Source organism: Moorena sp. SIO4E2 (assembly GCF_010671945.1).
GTDB classification, from domain to species: domain Bacteria; phylum Cyanobacteriota; class Cyanobacteriia; order Cyanobacteriales; family Coleofasciculaceae; genus Moorena; species Moorena producens.
On sequence record NZ_JAAHIE010000008.1, the window covers coordinates 1 to 19,812 of the forward strand.

At 42.7% G+C, this 19,812-nt stretch carries 21 protein-coding genes, 2 tRNA genes and 2 pseudogenes; 8 read left to right on the forward strand and 17 right to left on the reverse strand.

Annotated elements, in window-relative coordinates; translation table 11 throughout:
• The 3 genes from F6K37_RS01730 to F6K37_RS01740 form a co-directional block, all read right to left on the reverse strand.
• On the reverse strand, positions 1 to 1,206 hold a 1,206-nt coding region (locus F6K37_RS01730), incomplete at its 3' end, for a COR domain-containing protein (protein ID WP_287247841.1).
• 6 nt (positions 1,207 to 1,212) lie between these two features.
• Positions 1,213 to 2,373 carry a leucine-rich repeat domain-containing protein gene (locus tag F6K37_RS01735; RefSeq protein WP_287247759.1) on the reverse strand — a complete coding sequence of 387 codons (1,161 nt, stop codon included), beginning with the start codon at positions 2,371 to 2,373 and terminating at the stop codon, positions 1,213 to 1,215.
• A 54-nt stretch (positions 2,374 to 2,427) separates the two neighbouring features.
• Positions 2,428 to 2,622: a hypothetical protein gene (locus tag F6K37_RS01740; protein ID WP_287247761.1), complete on the reverse strand. Its 195-nt coding sequence runs from the start codon at positions 2,620 to 2,622 to the stop codon at positions 2,428 to 2,430.
• A 183-nt stretch (positions 2,623 to 2,805) separates the two neighbouring features.
• On the opposite strand from F6K37_RS01740, the gene F6K37_RS01745 reads away from it, so the two are divergent.
• On the forward strand, positions 2,806 to 3,057 hold the full coding sequence (locus F6K37_RS01745; RefSeq protein ID WP_071104102.1) for a UPF0175 family protein: 252 nt from the start codon (positions 2,806 to 2,808) through the stop codon (positions 3,055 to 3,057).
• On the opposite strand, the gene F6K37_RS01750 is transcribed toward F6K37_RS01745, so the two are convergent.
• From F6K37_RS01750 to urtE, 3 genes are all read right to left on the reverse strand, one after another.
• Positions 3,043 to 3,231: a hypothetical protein gene (locus tag F6K37_RS01750; protein WP_287247764.1), complete on the reverse strand. Its 189-nt coding sequence runs from the start codon at positions 3,229 to 3,231 to the stop codon at positions 3,043 to 3,045. The two genes, F6K37_RS01745 and F6K37_RS01750, sit on opposite strands and share 15 nt — an antisense overlap.
• Before the next feature lie 147 nt (positions 3,232 to 3,378).
• Complete coding sequence (locus F6K37_RS01755) at positions 3,379 to 3,603, reverse strand: hypothetical protein (RefSeq protein ID WP_287247766.1); 225 nt, start codon at positions 3,601 to 3,603, stop codon at positions 3,379 to 3,381.
• A 301-nt stretch (positions 3,604 to 3,904) separates the two neighbouring features.
• Entirely contained in the window at positions 3,905 to 4,606 is a 702-nt protein-coding gene (urtE, locus tag F6K37_RS01760) for an urea ABC transporter ATP-binding subunit UrtE (protein WP_287247768.1), read from the reverse strand.
• A gap of 179 nt (positions 4,607 to 4,785) precedes the next feature.
• Here urtE and F6K37_RS01765 point away from each other — a divergent pair, with 179 nt between their 5' ends.
• A complete protein-coding gene (locus tag F6K37_RS01765) occupies positions 4,786 to 4,986 on the forward strand; it encodes a hypothetical protein (protein ID WP_287247770.1) in 201 nt (66 codons plus the stop codon).
• Positions 4,987 to 5,006: 20 nt separating this feature from the next.
• On the opposite strand, the gene urtD is transcribed toward F6K37_RS01765, so the two are convergent.
• From urtD to urtA, 6 genes are all read right to left on the reverse strand, one after another.
• A complete protein-coding gene (gene urtD, locus F6K37_RS45305) occupies positions 5,007 to 6,143 on the reverse strand; it encodes an urea ABC transporter ATP-binding protein UrtD (protein WP_502887724.1) in 1,137 nt (378 codons plus the stop codon).
• 182 nt (positions 6,144 to 6,325) lie between these two features.
• Positions 6,326 to 6,457, reverse strand: a complete 132-nt coding sequence (locus F6K37_RS01775; protein ID WP_267872103.1) for a hypothetical protein — start codon at positions 6,455 to 6,457, stop codon at positions 6,326 to 6,328.
• On the reverse strand, positions 6,447 to 7,613 hold the full coding sequence (gene urtC, locus F6K37_RS01780; protein WP_287247773.1) for an urea ABC transporter permease subunit UrtC: 1,167 nt from the start codon (positions 7,611 to 7,613) through the stop codon (positions 6,447 to 6,449). The genes F6K37_RS01775 and urtC overlap by 11 nt, the downstream gene beginning before the upstream one ends.
• Positions 7,597 to 7,773: a hypothetical protein gene (locus F6K37_RS01785; RefSeq protein WP_287247775.1), complete on the reverse strand. Its 177-nt coding sequence runs from the start codon at positions 7,771 to 7,773 to the stop codon at positions 7,597 to 7,599. Before F6K37_RS01785 ends, urtC begins: the two co-directional genes overlap by 17 nt.
• Positions 7,774 to 7,787: 14 nt before the next feature.
• On the reverse strand, positions 7,788 to 8,957 hold the full coding sequence (locus tag F6K37_RS01790) for an ABC transporter permease subunit (RefSeq protein ID WP_287247777.1): 1,170 nt from the start codon (positions 8,955 to 8,957) through the stop codon (positions 7,788 to 7,790).
• 252 nt (positions 8,958 to 9,209) lie between these two features.
• On the reverse strand, positions 9,210 to 10,493 hold the full coding sequence (gene urtA, locus F6K37_RS01795) for an urea ABC transporter substrate-binding protein (protein WP_287247778.1): 1,284 nt from the start codon (positions 10,491 to 10,493) through the stop codon (positions 9,210 to 9,212).
• A 515-nt stretch (positions 10,494 to 11,008) separates the two neighbouring features.
• Between urtA and F6K37_RS01800 the strand changes: the two genes are divergently transcribed.
• The 3 genes from F6K37_RS01800 to F6K37_RS01810 all read left to right on the forward strand — a co-directional run bounded on the left by F6K37_RS01800 (position 11,009) and on the right by F6K37_RS01810 (position 16,567).
• Positions 11,009 to 12,802 (forward strand): sensor histidine kinase, encoded by a 1,794-nt coding sequence (locus tag F6K37_RS01800; RefSeq protein WP_008188598.1) that lies wholly within the window; start codon positions 11,009 to 11,011, stop codon positions 12,800 to 12,802.
• 411 nt (positions 12,803 to 13,213) lie between these two features.
• Positions 13,214 to 14,830 carry an iron uptake porin gene (locus tag F6K37_RS01805; protein ID WP_287247781.1) on the forward strand — a complete coding sequence of 539 codons (1,617 nt, stop codon included), beginning with the start codon at positions 13,214 to 13,216 and terminating at the stop codon, positions 14,828 to 14,830.
• 1,296 nt (positions 14,831 to 16,126) lie between these two features.
• On the forward strand, positions 16,127 to 16,567 hold the full coding sequence (locus F6K37_RS01810; RefSeq protein WP_287247847.1) for a hypothetical protein: 441 nt from the start codon (positions 16,127 to 16,129) through the stop codon (positions 16,565 to 16,567).
• Positions 16,568 to 16,645: 78 nt separating this feature from the next.
• On the opposite strand, the pseudogene F6K37_RS01820 reads toward F6K37_RS01810, so the two are convergent.
• The 3 genes and pseudogenes from F6K37_RS01820 to F6K37_RS01830 all read right to left on the reverse strand — a co-directional run.
• A pseudogene (locus tag F6K37_RS01820) lies at positions 16,646 to 16,894 on the reverse strand (L,D-transpeptidase); the annotation flags it as partial.
• A 353-nt stretch (positions 16,895 to 17,247) separates the two neighbouring features.
• Positions 17,248 to 17,481 carry a L,D-transpeptidase gene (locus F6K37_RS01825; protein WP_131827226.1) on the reverse strand — a complete coding sequence of 78 codons (234 nt, stop codon included), beginning with the start codon at positions 17,479 to 17,481 and terminating at the stop codon, positions 17,248 to 17,250.
• Positions 17,482 to 17,578: 97 nt separating this feature from the next.
• Positions 17,579 to 18,226 carry a bifunctional 4-hydroxy-2-oxoglutarate aldolase/2-dehydro-3-deoxy-phosphogluconate aldolase gene (locus tag F6K37_RS01830; RefSeq protein WP_287247783.1) on the reverse strand — a complete coding sequence of 216 codons (648 nt, stop codon included), beginning with the start codon at positions 18,224 to 18,226 and terminating at the stop codon, positions 17,579 to 17,581.
• 90 nt (positions 18,227 to 18,316) lie between these two features.
• On the opposite strand from F6K37_RS01830, the pseudogene F6K37_RS01835 reads away from it, so the two are divergent.
• The 3 genes and pseudogenes from F6K37_RS01835 to F6K37_RS01845 form a co-directional block, all read left to right on the forward strand.
• Positions 18,317 to 18,544 (forward strand): annotated as a pseudogene (locus tag F6K37_RS01835) (IS1 family transposase); the annotation flags it as partial.
• Positions 18,545 to 18,659: 115 nt separating this feature from the next.
• A complete protein-coding gene (locus F6K37_RS01840) occupies positions 18,660 to 18,989 on the forward strand; it encodes a DUF433 domain-containing protein (protein WP_071105970.1) in 330 nt (109 codons plus the stop codon).
• 8 nt (positions 18,990 to 18,997) lie between these two features.
• Positions 18,998 to 19,348, forward strand: a complete 351-nt coding sequence (locus F6K37_RS01845; protein ID WP_287247787.1) for a DUF5615 family PIN-like protein — start codon at positions 18,998 to 19,000, stop codon at positions 19,346 to 19,348.
• A gap of 63 nt (positions 19,349 to 19,411) precedes the next feature.
• Here the strand turns inward: F6K37_RS01845 and F6K37_RS01850 are convergent.
• Positions 19,412 to 19,483: transfer RNA gene (locus F6K37_RS01850), tRNA-Thr, on the reverse strand.
• Positions 19,484 to 19,681: 198 nt separating this feature from the next.
• Positions 19,682 to 19,766: transfer RNA gene (locus F6K37_RS01855), tRNA-Tyr, on the reverse strand.
• Between the last annotated feature and the right edge of the window lie 46 nt (positions 19,767 to 19,812).

Sequence of the window (19,812 nt, forward strand, 5' to 3'; positions counted from 1 at the left end):
CGTATGCTCACCATAAGCAATCCGCTCTCTTAATTTATCAAATTCATAGAAATGAGGATTTTGACTGTTTTTACAAGTAGAACAATTACAGGGGATTAACTTACTACACCTCAATCGGTTATAAGACTCATGGATCTTATCTAGTTCGTTAGTAACAATAGTCAACCAGTCTCGTTTATGTCTACCAGTAACTCTAATTTTAATTTCTGGCTGTTCGTAAGATTCAATTACTTCTGCTTTGGTGTTATCTTTGTTTAAAATAACACCACTTTTCCACACATATTGCTGCTGGTAAATCCACTTATGCATTACTACAATAAACCGAGTAATAATACCTTTCGGCATGAATTCATAGGTATAGCGGAGAATTAGATTGTCAGATTCATCCCAATCATACTTAGGTTGATTTAACGTTAGTAGTTGTGGCGCGATGTAGCTATCTTTCCTCCCAGGGATTAGATAGCAAAGTTGAAACTTGATCATCAATTGTAGCAGTTCATCCTGCATATAAGCATATTTTTCTTCCGACCAAATTTTTTCTAAATCAGCGCGGTTAAAGCAACCTAGATTGCGACTAACGTCATCGTTCTCCAGCACTTTATATACAGCATCAGTACCCCATTCCGGTTTGAGAATCACCGTTTTCTTTAACAGAGGGTCATCTTGAAAATGCAAACACACTCCCAGATCGTGTAGGTACCCGCTTAACTGTAATTTATCCTTGTATAAAGTAAACCCATTTTTTGAGCAGATCCTTAGATATTCCTCCAGACTGATGTGATTACGGCTATCTTCTTCTAAAGCTTCTCGGACTTGTTTCCATGTTCTAGGTAAAGCTGCTTCCTTGATGTGGGGGAGGTTGCTAATATCAAATTTAATTTGGGTAAGAATATCCTCTAAACCTCGGTTAGTCGCTAGGTTGGTTGCTAGGGTTTCTTTCAGATTGGTAAACTGTCCCCGTAAGGCGCACTCGTTTATTTCTCTATGACGATCTTGTTTCTCGTTCTTGATAATTAAGAGAGGACTGTTGTCGCTTAATAGTTCTACTATATTAAGCCAGTACTGGAAGTCTGTGTCTTCTTTCCTGGTATCTGCTACTAGGGTGTAAAGGGAACGTTTGGTCAGGAAGAATTGATGGGTGGCGTGATAAATTTCTTGTCCCCCAAAGTCCCAGATATTAACCCGAAATTCTCGACCGTTATCCAGTGGAAATTACCATTGGATAATGTCAATTCCTTCTGTAGATTTTTCGTTTTTCTGTAGTTGATAGTCTGGGTTTTCTATCTTTTTGGCTAGTGTTGTTTTTCCAGCACCTGGTTCACCGACAATCAGGAGTTTTGCTTCATAGATATAATCTTTTCCTTCTTTCAGCAGTTGTCGGAAATAAGCTCTGATTGCTTCAATACCATCTTCTGCAATTTCTATTGGTGGAGTTTCAAGGGGATTTCCGCTTAAATCAAGCTGGGTTAATTTGGTAAGCTTGGTGATGGAGTCTGGGACTGTTTTTAATTTATTATCGCTTAAATCAAGCTCGGTTAAGTTGGTAAGCTTGGTGAGGGATTCTGGGACTGTTGTTAATTTATTATCGCTTAAATCAAGCAGGTTTAAGTTGGTAAGCTTGGTGAGGGATTCTGGGACTGTTGTTAATTTATTATCGCTTAAATTAAGCTCGGTTAACCTAGATAGGTTTCCGATGGATTCTGGGACTGTTGTTAATTGATTATCGCTTAAATTAAGCTGGTTTAATTTGGTAAGCCTACTGATTGACTTTGGGACTGTTATTAATTTATTACTGCCCAAATCAAGCTGGGTTAAGTTAGTTAGCTTTCCGATGGATTCTGGAACTGTTGTTAATTGATTATCGCTTAAATCAAGCTGGGTTAATTTGGTAAGTTTAGTGATAGATTTTGGGACTGTTATTAATTGATTTTTACCAAAATCTAACTGGGTTAAGTTAGTTAGGTTTCCGATGGATTCTGGGACTGTTGTTAATTTATTATATTTTAAATTAAGCTGGGTTAAGTTAGTTAGGTTTCCGATGGATTCTGGGACTGTTGTTAATTTATTACCTGTTACATTAAATTGGGTTAAGTTAGTTAGGTTTCCGATGGATTCTGGGACTGTCGTTAATTTATTACCTGTTAAATTAAGCTGGGTTAAGTTAGTTAGGTTTCCAATGGATTCTGGGACTGTTGTTAAGTCATTAAAGCTTAAATTCAATACTTCCAACTGTGGTAAATTAAAAACTTCAGTTAGGATTTCAGTTAACTGTTCACCATCGTACGAAACCAAAGCCCTGCTTAAATCTAACTGTTTAAGCTGCTTCTCTTTTGCTTCTCTTATTCTATAAACAATATGTTTTGGTACAGCCATTTTTATCACTTATTAATTAGAAATTATAGCGGTTTTAAATAAATTATAGCGGTTTTAAATTAGGTGAGGTACAATTTTTTTTAAGAAACAGGGAGTAGGGAGCAGCGATGCAGCGCGGTCTTGGGGGTTTCCCCCATGAGCGACTGCATCAAGACGGGAGCAGGGAGCAGGTAAAAGGCAAGAGGCAAGAGGCAAGAGGCAAGAGGAACCCACCCCTAACCCCTCCCAGGAGGGGAAGGCAAGAGGCAAGAGGTAAAAAATCCTATGTACCTCATTAAAATAAAAACTGCTATACTTATCAAGTTCGTAGGGTGCGTTAGGGACGGGGGAGCGATGATTGTAGTGTTAGGATAATCCCTCCCGTAACGCACCATCCAAACGGCAAAAATGAGATGCACCCTTTCAAGAATACCAAATTTTAGCATATAACTAATGTCAGAAGTCACAATTAACTTACCTGAAGACGTTTTTAGTGCCCGTCGCCTTCCCCCAGAAGAATTTGTGCAGGAAATGCGGCTTGCTGCTGCTATCTACTGGTATCAAAAGCGGGAAATCTCGATGGAAAAAGCAGCCTCCGTCGCTGGGTTAAACCGTAGGGACTTTCTTGCCGCCCTAGCCCGGGAACAAATTGATGTCTTTGCTGTTGACTTTGACGATCTAGAGCGTGAGTTAAACCGTGGCTGAACTTCCTGCTATCAACACCTGCTCACAGATAAAAAAGTTATAATTTGGGCGTTGCGTCAGTCTTTGAATGAATAGGAGTAGAGTGGGCATCCTGCCCGCCCGAAAATAAGGAGGAAACTGGCAAGATGCCAGTTCTACACAAGATGCCAGTTCCACGTCTGATGCCCATTCCACCTGACTCTTAAAATCATTCCATTATTAAGCAACGCCATAATTTGAGTCGAGTAGTAACTCACTAAAACGAGATTTGTCTCTGAGTAATGCTGAGAACAAAATGTTGGTATCAACTATAACTGGTTGGTTTTGTCCAATCACAATTTACTACTTATCAAGTTTAGATTTCACCTTAGACCAAACCGTAGAGTCAATCTCATTAGCTAATTCAGCCGCCACCTCTTCTGTAAGTTGACTGCGCTGGCTGATTGACTTGAGTTCAAGATAGTTGAGGAGTTGGGTCAGTTGCTGATAATCAATTGCTGTCTTATCAATCTTGATGATGATCGTTTGGTCATCAACACTAAGATTGTAATAAGGATTGTTAGACATAAGTTATAATCCAATACAGTAGTATTGTAGTATATTCCATATAAGTAAGCATTAAGCTATCAGCTATCAGCTATCAGCTTATGCGCTAATTGAGGTACTTTGCGAACAGCTTTTGAATAAGCGATGCAGCAAGGGAACAGGTAAGCAAAAGTTTAATCTGAGTTACGTTACATCCATTAAGCCTGTGCCACAAAGCATCTCAAGTAGCGTGGCCTTTGGCCAAGGCCAAGGGTTTTCCCCAGACTTTCAATTTTATTTTAAGCTGAATGCTGATAGCTGATAGCTGAATGCTTACGCCGATTCAAACCGCTAAGAATTGCTGAATCACATCCTGGCTCAGTTCACTAGTCGCCCCTGATGCCACAATTCCACCCTTCTGCATGGCATAGTAGCGGTCAGCTTGTCGGACAAAATGTAGATGCTGCTCCACTAAGAGCACGGAAATCCCAGTGGTTTTAATAATCCGCCGCACAGCTGCTTCAATTTCTAAAATAATCGACGGTTGAATCCCTTCCGTGGGCTCGTCTAACACTAATAACTGAGGACGTCCCATTAATGCCCGTGCGATCGCTAATTGTTGCTGTTGTCCACCACTCAAGTCACCACCCATCCGGGACAACATTGATTTTAAGACTGGAAACAGCTCAAAGATACTGTCTAGGATGTCGTCTTCAGCCTTTCTACCCCCTCGACGTGCTTCTAAACCCAGCAACAAATTCTCTTTCACCGTTACCCGAGGGATAATCTCCCGCCCTTGGGGCACATAGCCAATCCCTAATCTGGCTCGTTTATCCGTCGATAGTTTGGTCAGCGGTTGACCAGCAAAGGTAATGGTGCCAGTGCGGGGTTTGAGTAATCCCATAATCGTTTTGAGTAGAGTAGTTTTGCCCACACCATTCCGTCCAATCAGGCAAACCATTTGTCCTGCTGGTACATTCAAATCTACATTTCTGAGAATGTGGCTTTCACCGTAGTAGACATTTAAATTGGAAATTTGCAGCATAAGAGTTTTTTAGAAGTTAGAAGTTAGAATTTAGAATTTAGAATTTAGAATTTAGAATTTAGAATTTAGAATTTAGAATTTAGAATTTAGAATTTAGAATTTAGAATCGGAAATCGGGAATCGGGAATCGGGAATCGGGAATCGCAAAAATCCCGATATAGTAGATTAACTCTTGCCTATTGCCTATTGCCTATTGCCTATTGCCTCTTGCCTCTTGCTTCTTGCCTCTTGCCTTCCCCTCCTGGGAGGGGTTAGGGGTGGGTTCCTCTTGCCTATTGCCTCTTGCCTCTTGCCTATTGCCTCTTGCCTTCCCCTCCTGGGAGGGGTTAGGGGTGGGTTCCTCTTGCCTATTGCCTCTTGCCTATTACCTATTGCCTTAAATGCTATAACACTTTACCCTTTACCCTTCTCCTACTTCTGCTTCCAAGCTTTTTACCACTTCTGCTGGCAGATCCAACAGCTGCACCAAGTTTTGGTAAGCCGCTGCTTCAGCATCGTTAATCTTTGGTTCGCTAGGTGTACGGGAACTTGATTTAATCACTTCATAAGCCAGCTTCACGATTAGTTTTCGTTCTTCAATAGTTTCTATTTCAGTAGTCAACTCTTCGATGGAAACATTAAGTGCTAAATAATTCTGTAACTCTTGTTGCAATTGTTGCTTTTGTTCTGCATCTGTAGCAAACACTTCGCTAAAGCGAGATATCATCACATCAATTTCTTCTGGTGCCATATTACCATCAGACCAAGCCATAGCAGACACAATCCGTAGCATTTTCATTTGCTCCGCTGTAATCGATGGCTTTTGTCCTAAATACACTTCAATCACGCGGGGGTCATTTTGGACTTGATCCATTGTGCCTTCACACAACACTGACCCCTGATGTAATACGGTTACTTGACTAGCAATCTGGCGCACAAATTCCATATCGTGTTCAATCACAATAATGGAATGACTCTTGGCTAGAGCTAACAGCAAATCTCCGACATTTTCTGTCTCTTCATCCGTTAAACCAGCCACCGGTTCATCTACTAGTAATAAATCCGGAGACTGAGCCACTAACATCCCAATTTCTAACCGCTGTTTTTCTCCATGGGAGAGTAACTCCGCCAGTAAATTCGCTTTTTCCACTAAACCAATGGTGTGCAGCAAACCTGCTACTGTCCGTTTTTCCCCGGGTAATGTACGTCCAAACAGGGTGGAAAACACATTCTTATCACGATTGCAGGCTAAATCTAAGTTTTCTCGAACCGTTAGATTTAGGTAGACTCGTGGTGTCTGAAATTTTCGACCAATGCCGAAGCGAGAGATTTGGTGTTCAGATAAGCCTCGCAAATCCTCTCCCTTAAACAACACCCGTCCCTCCGTTGGCTGTACTTTCCCAGTCACTACATCCAGAAACGTAGTTTTCCCAGCACCATTAGGACCAATCATCACTCGCAATTCCCCAGCATCCATACTAAAGTTAAACTGGTTAATTGCTTTGAAGCCATCAAAACTTACCGTTAGGTTATCAATTTCAAGAATTTTTGAGTTCATTTGTAGTTTGCTAATGGTTAATGACTTTAGAAGTTGTAAGCTATCAGCTATCAGCTATCAGCTATCAGCTATCAGCTATCAGCATATGCTTAGATGGGCTTTTCCCCAGACTTTCAATATCTCATGAATCTCGTATAAAATTCTCTCGTTTGCGTATCGGCGCACGCTACGCTGGGTTTATTTTAAGCTGTTCGCGTAGCGTGAGCTTTTAGCTCACGGCTGACAGCTGACAGCTGACGGCTGAATGCTCCCTGCTCCCTACTCCCTTGCTGTAATAACCATGCAATGGAAATCAAGACCAGCTTAATGACCAATCTCTTCTTTTTCCCGTTGGACTAGTGGGTCTTTTTCTAGGCTGGGATAAGTTGTTATCACTGGTTTTTCGGTACCAAAAAGCGATCGCATTTGTTCAATTCCCTCGTCTCGCAACCAGCCGACAATACCATTAGGCAGTACTGTCACTACAATTAGGAACAGCGCGCCCTGGAAAAATAGCCAAACTTCGGGAAATTGCTCACTCAACAAGGTTTGACCTAGTCGGACTAATAAAGTACCCAGAATTGCTCCGACTAGAGTTCCTCGTCCTCCCACAGCCACCCAAATCACCATCTCAATGGAAAACGCTACTTCCATATAGCTGGGGGTAACAATCCCTGATTGTACCGTATAAAGGGCTCCAGCCACTCCAGCGATTCCCCCAGAAACCGCAAATACCAGGACTTTGAATCCGGTAGGATCGTAGCCAGAGAAACGCACCCGATTCTCATCATCCCGTATGGCAATTAACAACCGACCAAAACGTCCACTGGTTAACCAACGGCACAATAAGTAGATCAGAACCACACACAGGATACTAATTTCGTAGAAAGCTAACTGAGCTTGTTTGGAACTTACTAACATCCCAAACAGGGTTTCTGTATCAGTTTTTAACCCATTAGTACCATTAATTAGCTTTTGCTGTCCATTGAAAAAATTGAATAAAACCAGCAGTGCGGCTTGGGTTAAAATCGAGAAATAAACCCCTTTAATCCGGTTACGAAATACCAGATAACCCAGCAATCCAGCCACGATACTGGGAATTAAAACAATAGCAATTAGGGTAAAAGGAAAGGAATAAAATGGTTGCCAGAAGAATGGCAGTTCCTTTACACCATAGAGGGTAAAGAATTCCGGTATTTCTCCTTCTGGTAATTGCAGTTTGAGGTGCATAGCAAAGGCATAGCCCCCCAACGCAAAAAATATACCATGTCCTAGACTCAGCAGTCCGGTATACCCCCAAATCAGGTCAATCCCAATCGCGACAATAGATAATGACAAAAAACGCCCCAACAGCTTGAGGCGAAAATCCGGCAAAATCACTGGCATTAATAACCCGAAAACTAGAGCAATTCCTACGATTGCTACTATTTCTATAATTAACTTTCGTCGCCGCTGCTTTTTAATGGCTTGTGTTCTAGATACATAGGTCATAATTTCTGAAAATAGCAACTATAGCATTTATCAATTTGGTGAGGTACTTTAGCAAAGGGAGTAGGGAACAGGGAATCGGGAGTAGGGAATCGGGAGTAGGGAATCGGGAGTAGGGAATCGGGAATAGGGAATCGGGGGAATAAAATTGACTGTACCTCATAAATGTTGAAAACGCTATAATTCCGCCGTGCGTCCTTTTTGTGGGAATATTCCTGAAGGTCTCACTTGTAAAAAAGTAATAATTAAAGCGAAGACCATAACTTTTGCCATACTGGTGGTCGCAAAGAAGGTAAAGAAGTCCGTTACCGGTTTAAGAAACTCTACTGGCATCAACATAAAGGCTATGCTTCCCGAACCAATAATATAGGTAAGTGTACCAATTGCTAGGGCGGCTATTATGCTTCCGAATAAGTTTCCGACACCGCCAACCACCACCACCATAAAGGTATCGACGATATAATTTTGACCAGTATTGGGACCGACAGAACCTAGTAATGTAATCGCACAACCTGCTACACCAGCTAAACCAGAACCTAGGGCAAATGTTAACGCATCTACCTTTTGTGTAGGGATACCTAAGCAAGCACTCATACTGCGATTTTGGGTAACAGCTCTAATTCGTAATCCCCAACTGGAGCGATTTAAGAACCAGTAGGTACCCAATAGACAAATAATCGTCAAAATAATGATAAAGATCCGGGCATAGGGCAATTGGAAGTTACCAATCGGAAATCCCCCTTGAAGCCATGCCGGTGCAGTCACGTCTACATTTCTGGCACTAAACCAAGGTCGAGTAATTCCCCGTTGACCCGTTTGTCCTAACAACACCCCAGTTACGATCGCAATTCCTAGAGATAAGAATACCATCAAAGCCATCGTCCAATTGCGAATTCTCTGCCAATCTAAACGACGGCTGAGAACCCACCTTGACCCAAAAAACAGCAGGCAAAATACCGCAATTCCAATCACCAATACCCAATTTACACTGCGGACAAACTGCCGCAATATCAAACTTACCCCCCAAGTAGCGAGAAGGGTTTCCAAGGGTCGCCCATATAGATAACGAATGACCCCCCTCTCCAATACCAGTCCTACCAACGCTGCCACCAGAAAAGCCATGGGCAGGGCAAATAAGATGTAGACATTAAACAACGAATCGCCAAAAAAGGCTTTAAAGGTATTTTGGACAACATACGTTGTATAAGCGCCCAACATCATTAACTCGCCATGAGCAAGATTAATCACGCCCATCAGTCCAAAGACAACAGCTAGTCCTAGGGCAGCGATCAGTAGCACGGAGCCAATACTAATCCCGTTAAAAATTCCTTCTAAAAGTGGCAGCACAATTGAATTAAATATGAATTATGAAGGATGAATTATGAAGGATGAATTATGAAGGATGAATTATGAAGGATGAATTATGAATGGTGAAAACTACTTGATTTTTATGTTTTTGAAGTTTATAGTAAGCACTCAATACTCAACTAACAAAACTCAATTTTAAATGCCTTAAGGCGCGCTTTCCAATGGCCGGGGAACCCGGCCTTGGGTCGCGCCTGTAGTTTACTTCATAGGTCATAATTCATCCTTGATCACTTATGCTTTCTCCTTTTTGTACTTCCCTCCCTTATTGGGATCGCTCCAGTCACACCCATACCCTTTCGTTTCTGCTACATATTGATTCCAGGGGATGGGAGGAACGGGTTTAGGTGTGGATGAGACAATTTTGAACTGACCATCGGCTTGGATTTCACCAATGCGCACTGTCTTAGAAATGTGATGATTTGGATACATCTCTACTGCTCCTTCTGGTGCGCCAAATTTTTGACCGATAGCAGCTTTGCGCACAGGCTCTAGGTCAGTAGTTCCAGCTTGCTCTACCGCCTGCTTCCATAGGTAAACCATAATGTAAGCCGCTTCCATGGGGTCGTTGGTTACCCGGTCTTCGCCATACTCGGCTTTGAAGGCTTCCACAAACTGCTTATTGTCGAGGCTATCAACAGATTGGAAGTAGTTCCAGGCGGCGTAGTGACCAATTAGAAATTCTGGACCAATCTGCCTGACTTCCTCTTCTGCAATACTCACCGACATCGTGGGATATTTGTCTGGAGTGAGTCCAGCACCCTTGAGTTGTTTAAAGAAGGCGACGTTACTATCCCCGTTGAGACTGTTGAAGATTACGCCACCATTTGGTAGGGCGGCTTTAATCTTAGAAATGATCGGGGTAACTTCTGTATTACCAAGGGGAAGGTAATCCTCGCCCACGGTCTCTCCACCAAGGGCTTTGAGTTGCTCCTTAATAATTGTGTTAGCGGTGCGAGGGAAAACATAATCCGAGCCCACTAAGAAAAACTTTTTGCCCTTGTTTTCCAGCAACCACTTTACCGCTGGCTCAATCTGCTGATTTGGTGCAGCACCTGTGTAGAAAATATTCTTGGAACACTCCTGCCCTTCGTACTGCACAGGATACCAAAGCATATGGTCTTTGGATTCAAACACTGGTAGCACAGCCTTACGGCTAGCCGATGTCCAGCAACCAAAAATAGTAACAACTTGATCCTTATCAATCAGTTTGGCAGCTTTCTCAGCAAAGGTTGGCCAGTCAGACGCACCATCCTCAACAATAGGCACAATTTTCTTGCCTAATACCCCCCCGGCTTCATTAATCTCCTTGATGGCAAGCTTTTCAGCTTCCACCACAGTGGTCTCACTAATTGCCATAGTACCGGTCAGGGAGTGGAGAATACCCACTTTGATCGTGTCTTCACCACTAGCATCTGAACTCTCGGTGGCTGTGGAGCAAGCCTTCAACAGAAGACTAGTTCCCAATGCCGCTGAGCTATAAAGCAGAAATTTACGTCGTCCTAATCCACTTACCATACTTTCGTACAATCCTCTACCAAATTTAGGCGTAGCCTCATTGAAAAAATTGCGAAGCTAGGGTGTGATATTAGACCTAGGATTGCAAGTAAACTGTTAATTAGGATACAAAAAAGCTAAACTTTCGATCAGTTCATGAAAACTTGACATTTTTTAACATTTTTTAACATTTTTTTGAATCAGATCTACCCATGCTGAGCACTATCTATTCACATTCTGTTAATGAACTCTTTACAGCCTGGATAAGCAAAACCTCCTTTACAAAAGCAAGAGAGAGCAGGCGAAGCCAGGACCGGTTACTATGGTTCAATAACCTCGAAAAAAGCCTATTTTTGCCTAAAAATATAATATTGCCGCCATTAGGCATCATCTATTCAAGCTTTATTGCTCAACTTCTAAACTTACGGTTGTCTTGTAACCTATTGTCTTGTAACTCAGTGTACAGATTGACCATAAGGTTGATGTATTAATAAACACTAACGACTCATGCGCTAACATTTGGCGAGATTTAAGCTTTGTCAGGGGAGGATTTCCAAGGATGTCACACTGGATGTCACCCGAACTCAGGGGCATCCAGAATCAACTGGATCAATCAATTCCTAGCCAGTGCGAGCATTCGGCAGAAAGTTTTTGTTGGCTATGCACTCTCCATTGGTTTGGCCATTTTGGGAACAACGACTGGATTAGGGATTGGCCAGCATTACCAAAAGTCAGCACTAGCTGAACTCACTCGTGCCCAAAAACAAGAACATCTGCTGAAGAATTTACAAATCGCGATTTTAGACCTACGTTCCTATCCCTACTTAGGTGCGCTTTCCGTGATGGCGAGCAATCCCTCGCCATCACGGGTCGCACCTCCTGTTGCTGTGCCCTTGGAAGACCTACAGCCGCTTCAAGAGAAAATTGACCAAGCTCAGCAACTGCTGTTGGAAGCGCAACGGTTTGTCAGAGAGTTTGATACCTGTTCTAAAACAAATACCAATCATTTACTGGATTTACTCAAGACCTACAGGATAATTATTGATTCCTACAACACTCTCATTCAATCCCTGTTGCCGGAAAGCGCACCTGATGATCAGCTTAAACTTGCCCAAAGGCAACTGTTGCCACAGAACAATCCTGAATTAACCACTGCCCTAGAACGCTTTTTTGAGCAGTCAGACCAGCTGATTAGAGCAGCTCAAGTCAAACAGCAGCAAGGGTTGAGCGCCCTTAACCGTGCTGATCAGTTGTGCTTTGGGATCATTGTCAGCAGTATGATCGCCTCAGTTGCGATCGCAATCCTATTAGCTATTCATACCAGTAATGCGATCGCACAGCGAATCAAAAGCCTGACTGAGATCACCGAACAGGTCAAACAGGAGTCTAACTTTACCCTGCAAGCACCAGTCACGACCCGAGATGAAGTGGGTGTGTTAGCCACTTCTCTCAATCAGCTGATTCACGGTATGGCTGACTACACCCAGGAACTCCAGCAAACGGAAATCCAGCTGATTCAAAACGAAAAAATGTCCAGTTTGGGTACTATGGTTGCTGGTATTGCCCATGAAATGAACAATCCGATTAACTTTATCTACGGCAATCTGTTCTTTGCCAGCGATTATATTGAGGATTTACTCTCTCTGGTGGAACTCTATCAGCAGTATTATCCCAACCCTGACCCAGAGATTAAAAATCGGCTCGAAGAGATTGATCTGGAATTTTTGGCCCAAGACTTGCCTAAAATCATCGCTTCCATGAAAGGCGGAGCTGAGCGCATTCGTGAAATTGTGCTTTCGATGAGGAATTTTTCCCGATTGGATGAAGCCGAGATCAAACCGGTTAACATCCATGAAGGAATTGACAATACCCTCGTTCTGCTCAGCAACCGCCTCAAGCCAGGGATTGAGGTGATCAAGCAGTATGGGGATTTACCTGTGGTGGATTGCTACCCAGCTCAACTGAATCAGGTATTTTTGAGTATCTTGGAAAATGCCCTTGATGCCATAGAACAGGATGCTACAGAACACAAGGCTATAGAACACAAGAGTGTCGAATCTTGCCCATCCCCAGTCTTCACCATTCGGATTCAAACGGAGCTAGTTGATCAAAACTGGGTAGTTATCCGAATCGCTGACAATGGCCCTGGGATTGCCGCAGCCATTAAAGACCGGATATTTGACCCATTTTTCACTACCAAAGACCCAGGCCAGGGAACTGGCTTGGGACTCGCCATTACCTACCAAATTATTACCCAGCATCGAGGAAAAATTGAGGTGGCTTCAGAACCAGGTCAGGGAGCCGAGTTTGTCATTAGTTTGCCAAGATAAAATCTGAAAACCTCAGGTGCGATTGACCCATTAAGAATTAAATTCGCCACAGGTCGCACCTTCTGCGACAAGGGTTAAGTAAAGGTAAGCTATCAGCTATCAGCCGTCAGCAGTCAGCTAATCAACGGTCGTAAACAAGAATCGGGGGTGCTGGTAGCACAGGCTTCTAGCTGGTGGCACAAGCTTCGACGCATCGGACCAAACCCATTAGCTGATAGCTGACGGCTGAATGCTTACAAGTAAAGAATTCCTATTACTTATAGGGTTTCGTGCGCAGTTGAGCCTAAGTCCTGACAGCGTACCATCAACAGTCAACTATATAAGTAATATTTTGTATCAAGGACTACAAACACCTGGTCAGAGGTTTGTTACTTTCATCCATTAGACTGATGACAGGTGTGAGTGAGAACAATGAATAAACAATTACGCGCGATGTTACTGATGAGTCCATTGATGTTGGTATCCCAATGGGCAGCATCCAAGGTCGCGATCGCACAAGAGGTTTCACCAAACCTTGACCCAGTAAACCTGGGGCAAATGCCTGCACAATCAAAGCAGGTGTCAGTTGATAAACTGATCAAACAGAGTAAACAAGAGTCAGCTTCCATGGGTCAAGTCACCAGTGTTTCCCAACTGCGTGATGTATCTCCTGGAGACTGGGCTTATGAAGCGCTACGGAGTTTGGTAGAGCGCTACGGTTGTATTGCAGGATATCCCAATCGCACCTTTCGCGGGAATCGCGCAACAACCCGGTATGAATTTGCCGCTGGTTTAAATGCTTGCTTGAACCAGATTGAGCGTTTAATTGCTGCGTCTACCGCCGATTTTATCACTCGTGAGGACTTAGAAACCCTGCAACGGCTGATTCAGGAGTTTGAATCAGAATTGGCTACTCTCGGTGCACGAGTGGATAACTTAGAAGGACGGGTGGCATTTTTAGAAGACCATCAGTTTTCTACCACCACCAAGCTAGAAGGGGAAGTGGTCTTCTCTATTGCCAACGCCTTTGGTGAAGACAGTGACAACCAAGTCGTGTTCCAAGACCGGGTACGTTTAGCGTTTGTCTCCAGCTTCACCGGTAAAGATGCCCTCTACACCCGTCTGGATGCCGGTAATGCAGCTACCTTTGATGGCACAGACCAAGGTGCCTTTACTTACAGCTTTGACAGCGGCAACGACCTGGGTATTGGTTGGCTAGCCTACTACTTCCCGATTGGGGATAATATTGATGTCTATCTGCCAGCTGCCTTTCCCCTTTGGCAAGATTTTGTCCCCACCATCAGCCCCTACCTGGATGACTTCACTGGCGCTAGCGGTGTTCTTTCCAGCTATGCTGAATCGAGCCCCATCTATAAAATTGGTTTAGGCGCAGGTGGTGGACTAGGCATCAACTTTAGCCTCGCCGATGCCGTAGTATTGAGTGCAGGTTACTTTGGTGGCAATTCCTTTGACCCCTCTGAAGGTCAGGGTTTATTCAACGGTGAGTTTTCTGCCTTAGGTCAGCTGACATTTTCCCCTAGCGACAGCTTTCAGTTAGCCTTCACTTACGTTCGTGCCTACTTCAATGACTTTGATGATGGCAACGCTATCTTTGATACGGGTGTTGGAACTGAAAACGCCAGGGCACCCTTTGGTGATGGAGGAGATGTCACAGCAAACACTAACTCCTACGGCGTAGAAGCCTCTTTTCAATTCTCTCCCAATTTAGTAATTAATGCCTATGGCGGCTACACCGATGCTGAACAAGCTTCTGGTGGCAACGGTGATGCTGAGATTTGGTACTACGGTCTAGGACTGGCATTACCAGACTTTGGCAAAGAAGGTAACTTACTTGGTATAGTTGCCGGTTCTGAGCCTTATGTTGGTGGTGATGATGATACCGCCATTCATGTTGAAGGCTTCTACAAGTATCAGGTAAATGATAATATCTCGATTACTCCCGGATTAATCTGGATTGCTGCTCCCTTTGGAGACAGTGATAACGAGGATGTCGTGATTGGTGCTCTTAGAACTACTTTCAAATTCTAAGACCTGATCCCAAGTCCGGTTAATCACTTATAATACTGTAGAACCCATGGCTTTTCATGACTTGAAAATTGAAAATTGAAAATTGTTAACTTTCAAGTCACGAAAAGCCAAAAATTATAAGAAGTTAACCGGGCTCGGTATTAGCAAATTATTAGTAATATCATGTCCGCTTGAATACTTATACTAGGGGCGAAAGCAAGGCATTTGGCATTTGGCACCCACCCCTAACCCCTCCCAGGAGGGGAATGGCAGAAGTAAAGGAGTAAGGTTTCAAGGGATAAAGTTTTTTATAACTAATTATCCGAACCTGATATAAGCATATGCTAATAGCTAATAACTGAGAGCTGATAGCTGATAGCTGATAGCTTACAATTATTGAGACGTCTTAAGATTTTTTTCAGTTTGTTTAAACTTGTTTAAGCCGCTTCAGCTAGCTAAAGATTGTCGCTATCGCGTGGATGAAATCGATTACTACTCCAGTCCCTCAGATATGTGGATAGCATTGCCAGTAATGATTTAGAAATTGCTGTCAATGCTTGATCTTATCGAATTATTTATTGTTAATTTGCTTGAATTATTGTAACTAATAAGGTAGTGAGCGCTCACTGTCTCAGGAATTGCGATCAGAAATTGCGATCGCTTCTTTGTCCTCTATGCATAATCCTGGTCATTTGTCAATCAATACCGGGTATTAAGCTTTTTTAAGATTTTTGTTCTTGCTGTTTAAGCTGGTTACCCTTGGTTCTACTATAAATTAATAACTTAAATCCAGATCGACCTTTCCCCCTCATCCCCACTAAGCCGACTTGGCTAGTGTAGTCATACCTGATTATGGTTAGGGGGAAAGGGTAAGTTTGTAGCAACATGATCACAATAAAAAAACCGAGCCAGCAATTAATGTTGGTTCAACTTAACAAAAATAAACAAATTAATTATATCAATTCTGAAATAACTTCCCAATCTAAAAGTTGGAAACAGCTTAGGTGGTTAGATAATAACCTAACCCAGACTAACCTGGTCTGGCGGTTGTGGGTTATTTTGATGATAGTAGTTACTCATCATTTAAGCAATCCTAGACAATTCCAATCCTAAGGCTGAACAACTTTTCGGAAGCTTCTAGCTTAGACCATTGATTGATTAGAAAAAAATTTTAATTTTAGTCCTGGTGAGTTGTTAGCTTTCCAGGATTGGCTGGTAACTCAATAACTATAGCTCCAGTCAATTTGTTCGTTAACCGGTGCTCATTCTCTAACCAACATAATTTTAACGTGAACTATACAGCAATTTAGTGGGACAATGATGGCTATATATCAAGACCGGGAAGCCTTTATCCCTTACCGTCGAACCGATTTGATCGAACTTTGTCTTGAAGATGGAAAACTTGACCCTACCAACTCCCAGAAGTTTCGGGATTTTTGCGAAATTCTGTCAGCCTATTATCATTTTAACTTCCATGAAACCCTGGAGAATTTAAAGGATAACTTTGCTCCCTTTAATCCTGATGCTGACACCAAGTCGATCAAGGAACTGACTCCAGATCAGAAGAGTGAGAGGGAAACTAAATTGATATCGACCTTGACAACTCTCCTGAAAAGTGCAAATTACTTTTCCTTACCTAAAAATATCCTGGAACAGGCTGTGTCAGAACACTCATTGATTGAACTAAAGACTGAGATAGATTTTGATGACTTTGAGGAACTAGTTTGCTGGGGGGGCGACATGAGAGCTAAAAAGTAGACTGTATAAGCTTCATAGCTCTCATACCTCGTAAATAATTATCGAGCTTATGACGACTTAAACGCATCAAAGCATAAACTAATTCCCAACATTTATNGCCCAATCAAATAACCACTCAGCATGATCCACAGCTACATTGACACAGCCATGACTTACTGGAGTACCAAACTTACGATGCCAGTATGCCCCATGGATAGCATAGCCCCGGTGGTAATACATGGCATAAGGTACATTAGCCAGATCGTAATCTGCACCACGCATTCTGTCCTTGCGACGCTTGGATTGAATAGTGAATGTACCAGGATGGGTAGGTGTTGAATCTTTACCAAAAAATTTGGGTAATCGCGCCCCGTCCTTATAGGACAGCTTTTTGTGAAATTAAGACTTGACGTTTTTTTCGCATCGTGTTAAAATAAAAGCCTAGCGAAAAAAAATAATGTTCTAGATAAACATGATCTTAAAATAAGTAGATAATGTAAAAAATAAGCTAAGAGATCAGCTTATTGCATAATCAAATCTAACGATTTGGATATCTACGAAAACATAAGATCAAGAAAAAGTTTATCTAACTTGTTAACTAGATTAGGTACGGTGGGGCACACCGAAACCTAGGTCATAGACCAAATACGCTTGTGGAGTGGAGACCTCTATTTTTCCTGGCTCCGGCCTGGTTAAACAAGTCACCCCGTTGAAGCAAGAATCCCCGTCCTTCCAGGGCGGGGAGTGTCAACAGTGGAGACAATTATTGCATAAACCGGTTGTCTACCTTCCCAAGCAATCAGCCTTTGATTGGTTAGGTCTATCTCAATCCAGCGTTCCTCTGAATCTTGCAGTTCCATCACTCTGGTAGCGATTTGCTCACTTACAGGATTGGTCAACGCTGGTGTTGTCCAGACAGCCAAGGCGATTAGCATCAGTGGGAAACTGGCAAACAAGCTTCTTAACGGATTTAGCCAGTGGAAAAACATATAACCTTAGCAGTCAATCAAACAAATCACCCATATCATAGCCTCAACTTAGAGAATCAGGGGCTAATCGTTGCTTTAGCTGTTTTGCTCGTTTTGCGATCGCATTCCAATTCCCCTCATCAATCAGGGATTTAGGAAACAAATTCCCAGAAAGACCCACAGCGATCGCTCCGATATTAATCAATTCCTGAGCATTGTCTATGGTAACACCACCAGTAGGGATTAAAGGGATGTGACCGAGTGGCCCAAGTAAAGCTTTGATGTAACTAACACCACCGACCGCCTGAATCGGAAACACCTTAACACAGCTAGCACCAGCATCCCAAGCTGTCACAATTTCTGTCGGAGAAAGTGCTCCGGGAACCACTGGCACGTTAGCAGCTACCGCTGCTTTAATAACTGCTGTATCTACATGGGGACTAAAGATAAACTGCGCTCCAACATCAATTGCCTGATGTAACTGAGATTGGTTTAAGATCGTGCCAGTACCAATGATACAGTTGGGTAATTCTCTATGGAGCTGACTAATCAGCTCAGGAGCATCAGCGCTATTCCAGGTAATTTCAATTAACCGTATACCCCCAGTGGCTACCGTCTTAGCCATCTGCTCGCCTAGGGATTTCGAGGATGCTCGAATCACAGCAATTACTCGCTGTTGTTGTAATAGGTTTAACCAGTTATCAGTCCTCAATTCTAGTTACCATTAGTTAAGCTCAACACCCTCGTGCGTTCCCGTAGCGTGACCTACGGTCAAATCGCATCTGCATAACTAGCAACTTGGGTTAATAAAATTTATATGACTTTCATAGAAAATGAAAATACAAGATTGAGACATTATTTAGCAAGACTACATCGACGCACTCTGTGCTACTCTAAATCTGAACAAGCGATGCAGCAAGGTCTTGGGGGTCTCTCCACACTCGCGCATTGCATCAATAAAATCTTGCATTTATCAATTAGGCTTCTTATTTATTATTTAAATTATCATAAAATTCCCCTTTATAGTTAAATCATTTCGATATTCAGCAACGCCCAATTTTGAGACAGTGTTTTTAAGTTCACTGAGCAATTGCGCTGTGAGGTAAGTTACGATGGTTTGATACTGGATTTAGGAAAGTTAATCTATGAGCCTCGTTTTGGAACGTGAGACACCACCTCTGCGAGAAGATGAAACCGGAGCGATTCGAGTTGGAAATTCAAGGGTTTTGCTAGAGACTGTTATTCGAGCGTTTCAAGATGGTGCATCCCCTGAGTCTATTGTGCATCGATACTCGACTCTATCTTTGTCCGATGTTTACAATACAATTGGCTACTACCTTCGACACCAAAATGCGGTAGAAACATACTTAAACCAGAGAGAGCAGTTAGCTGAATCAGTGCAGCAACGTTTGTCTAGTATCCAACCTGATCTCAGCTTAATTCGTACCCGTTTGCTATCTCAGCAGAATCAGTAGAAACGGTTATGCTGAGTTTGCTGAGCGATGAGAATTTCAACGGTGACATTGTTCGAGGGCTGTTTTTGCGTCAACCCAATCTTGACCTACTACGGATTCAAGATGTTGGCTTGCGAGAAGTAGATGATCCAGCGATTCTAGCTTGGGCAGCAATTAATGGACGTATCCTTATAACTCATGATCGTGCAACGATGCCAGATTTTGCCTACAACCGACTAGTTTCAGGAGAGTCGATGGCGGGCATCTTTGTCGTCAATGATCGAATGCCAATTCGACAGGCAATTGATGAATTACTACTACTGATCGATTGTAGTGAGCAAGCAGAATGGAAGGGTATTGTGCTGTATTTGCCTTTGTGACCAATAATTAGTCACTGTACAATACTGTACAATTTGCTAACTACTCGGAAATTTATGCTTAAAAGCCCGTGACGAGGATTGAACTCGTGACCTCACCCTTACCAAGGGTGTGCTCTACCACTGAGCCACACGGGCTAGATTTAAATGATTAGATTTACATTATTGGTTTGATTTAGCCTATTGTACTGTGGCAAAACCTAATCTGCCAACACTATAATTTCGCTTTTGATTTACCGACCTGCCAACCAGCTATTGTAATTAAACAATAATAGCAACCAGCAAATTTCATGCTGACTTATCAAAAGCATATTTAGGTTATATCCCAAACCATTGTGGTGGGCCGGGCTGGATTTGAACCAGCGTAGGCATAGCCAACGGATTTACAGTCCGCCCCCATTAACCACTCGGGCACCGACCCTTTTAGCTCACATTTATAAATGTTAGCACAGCTTTTAGGAATTGTC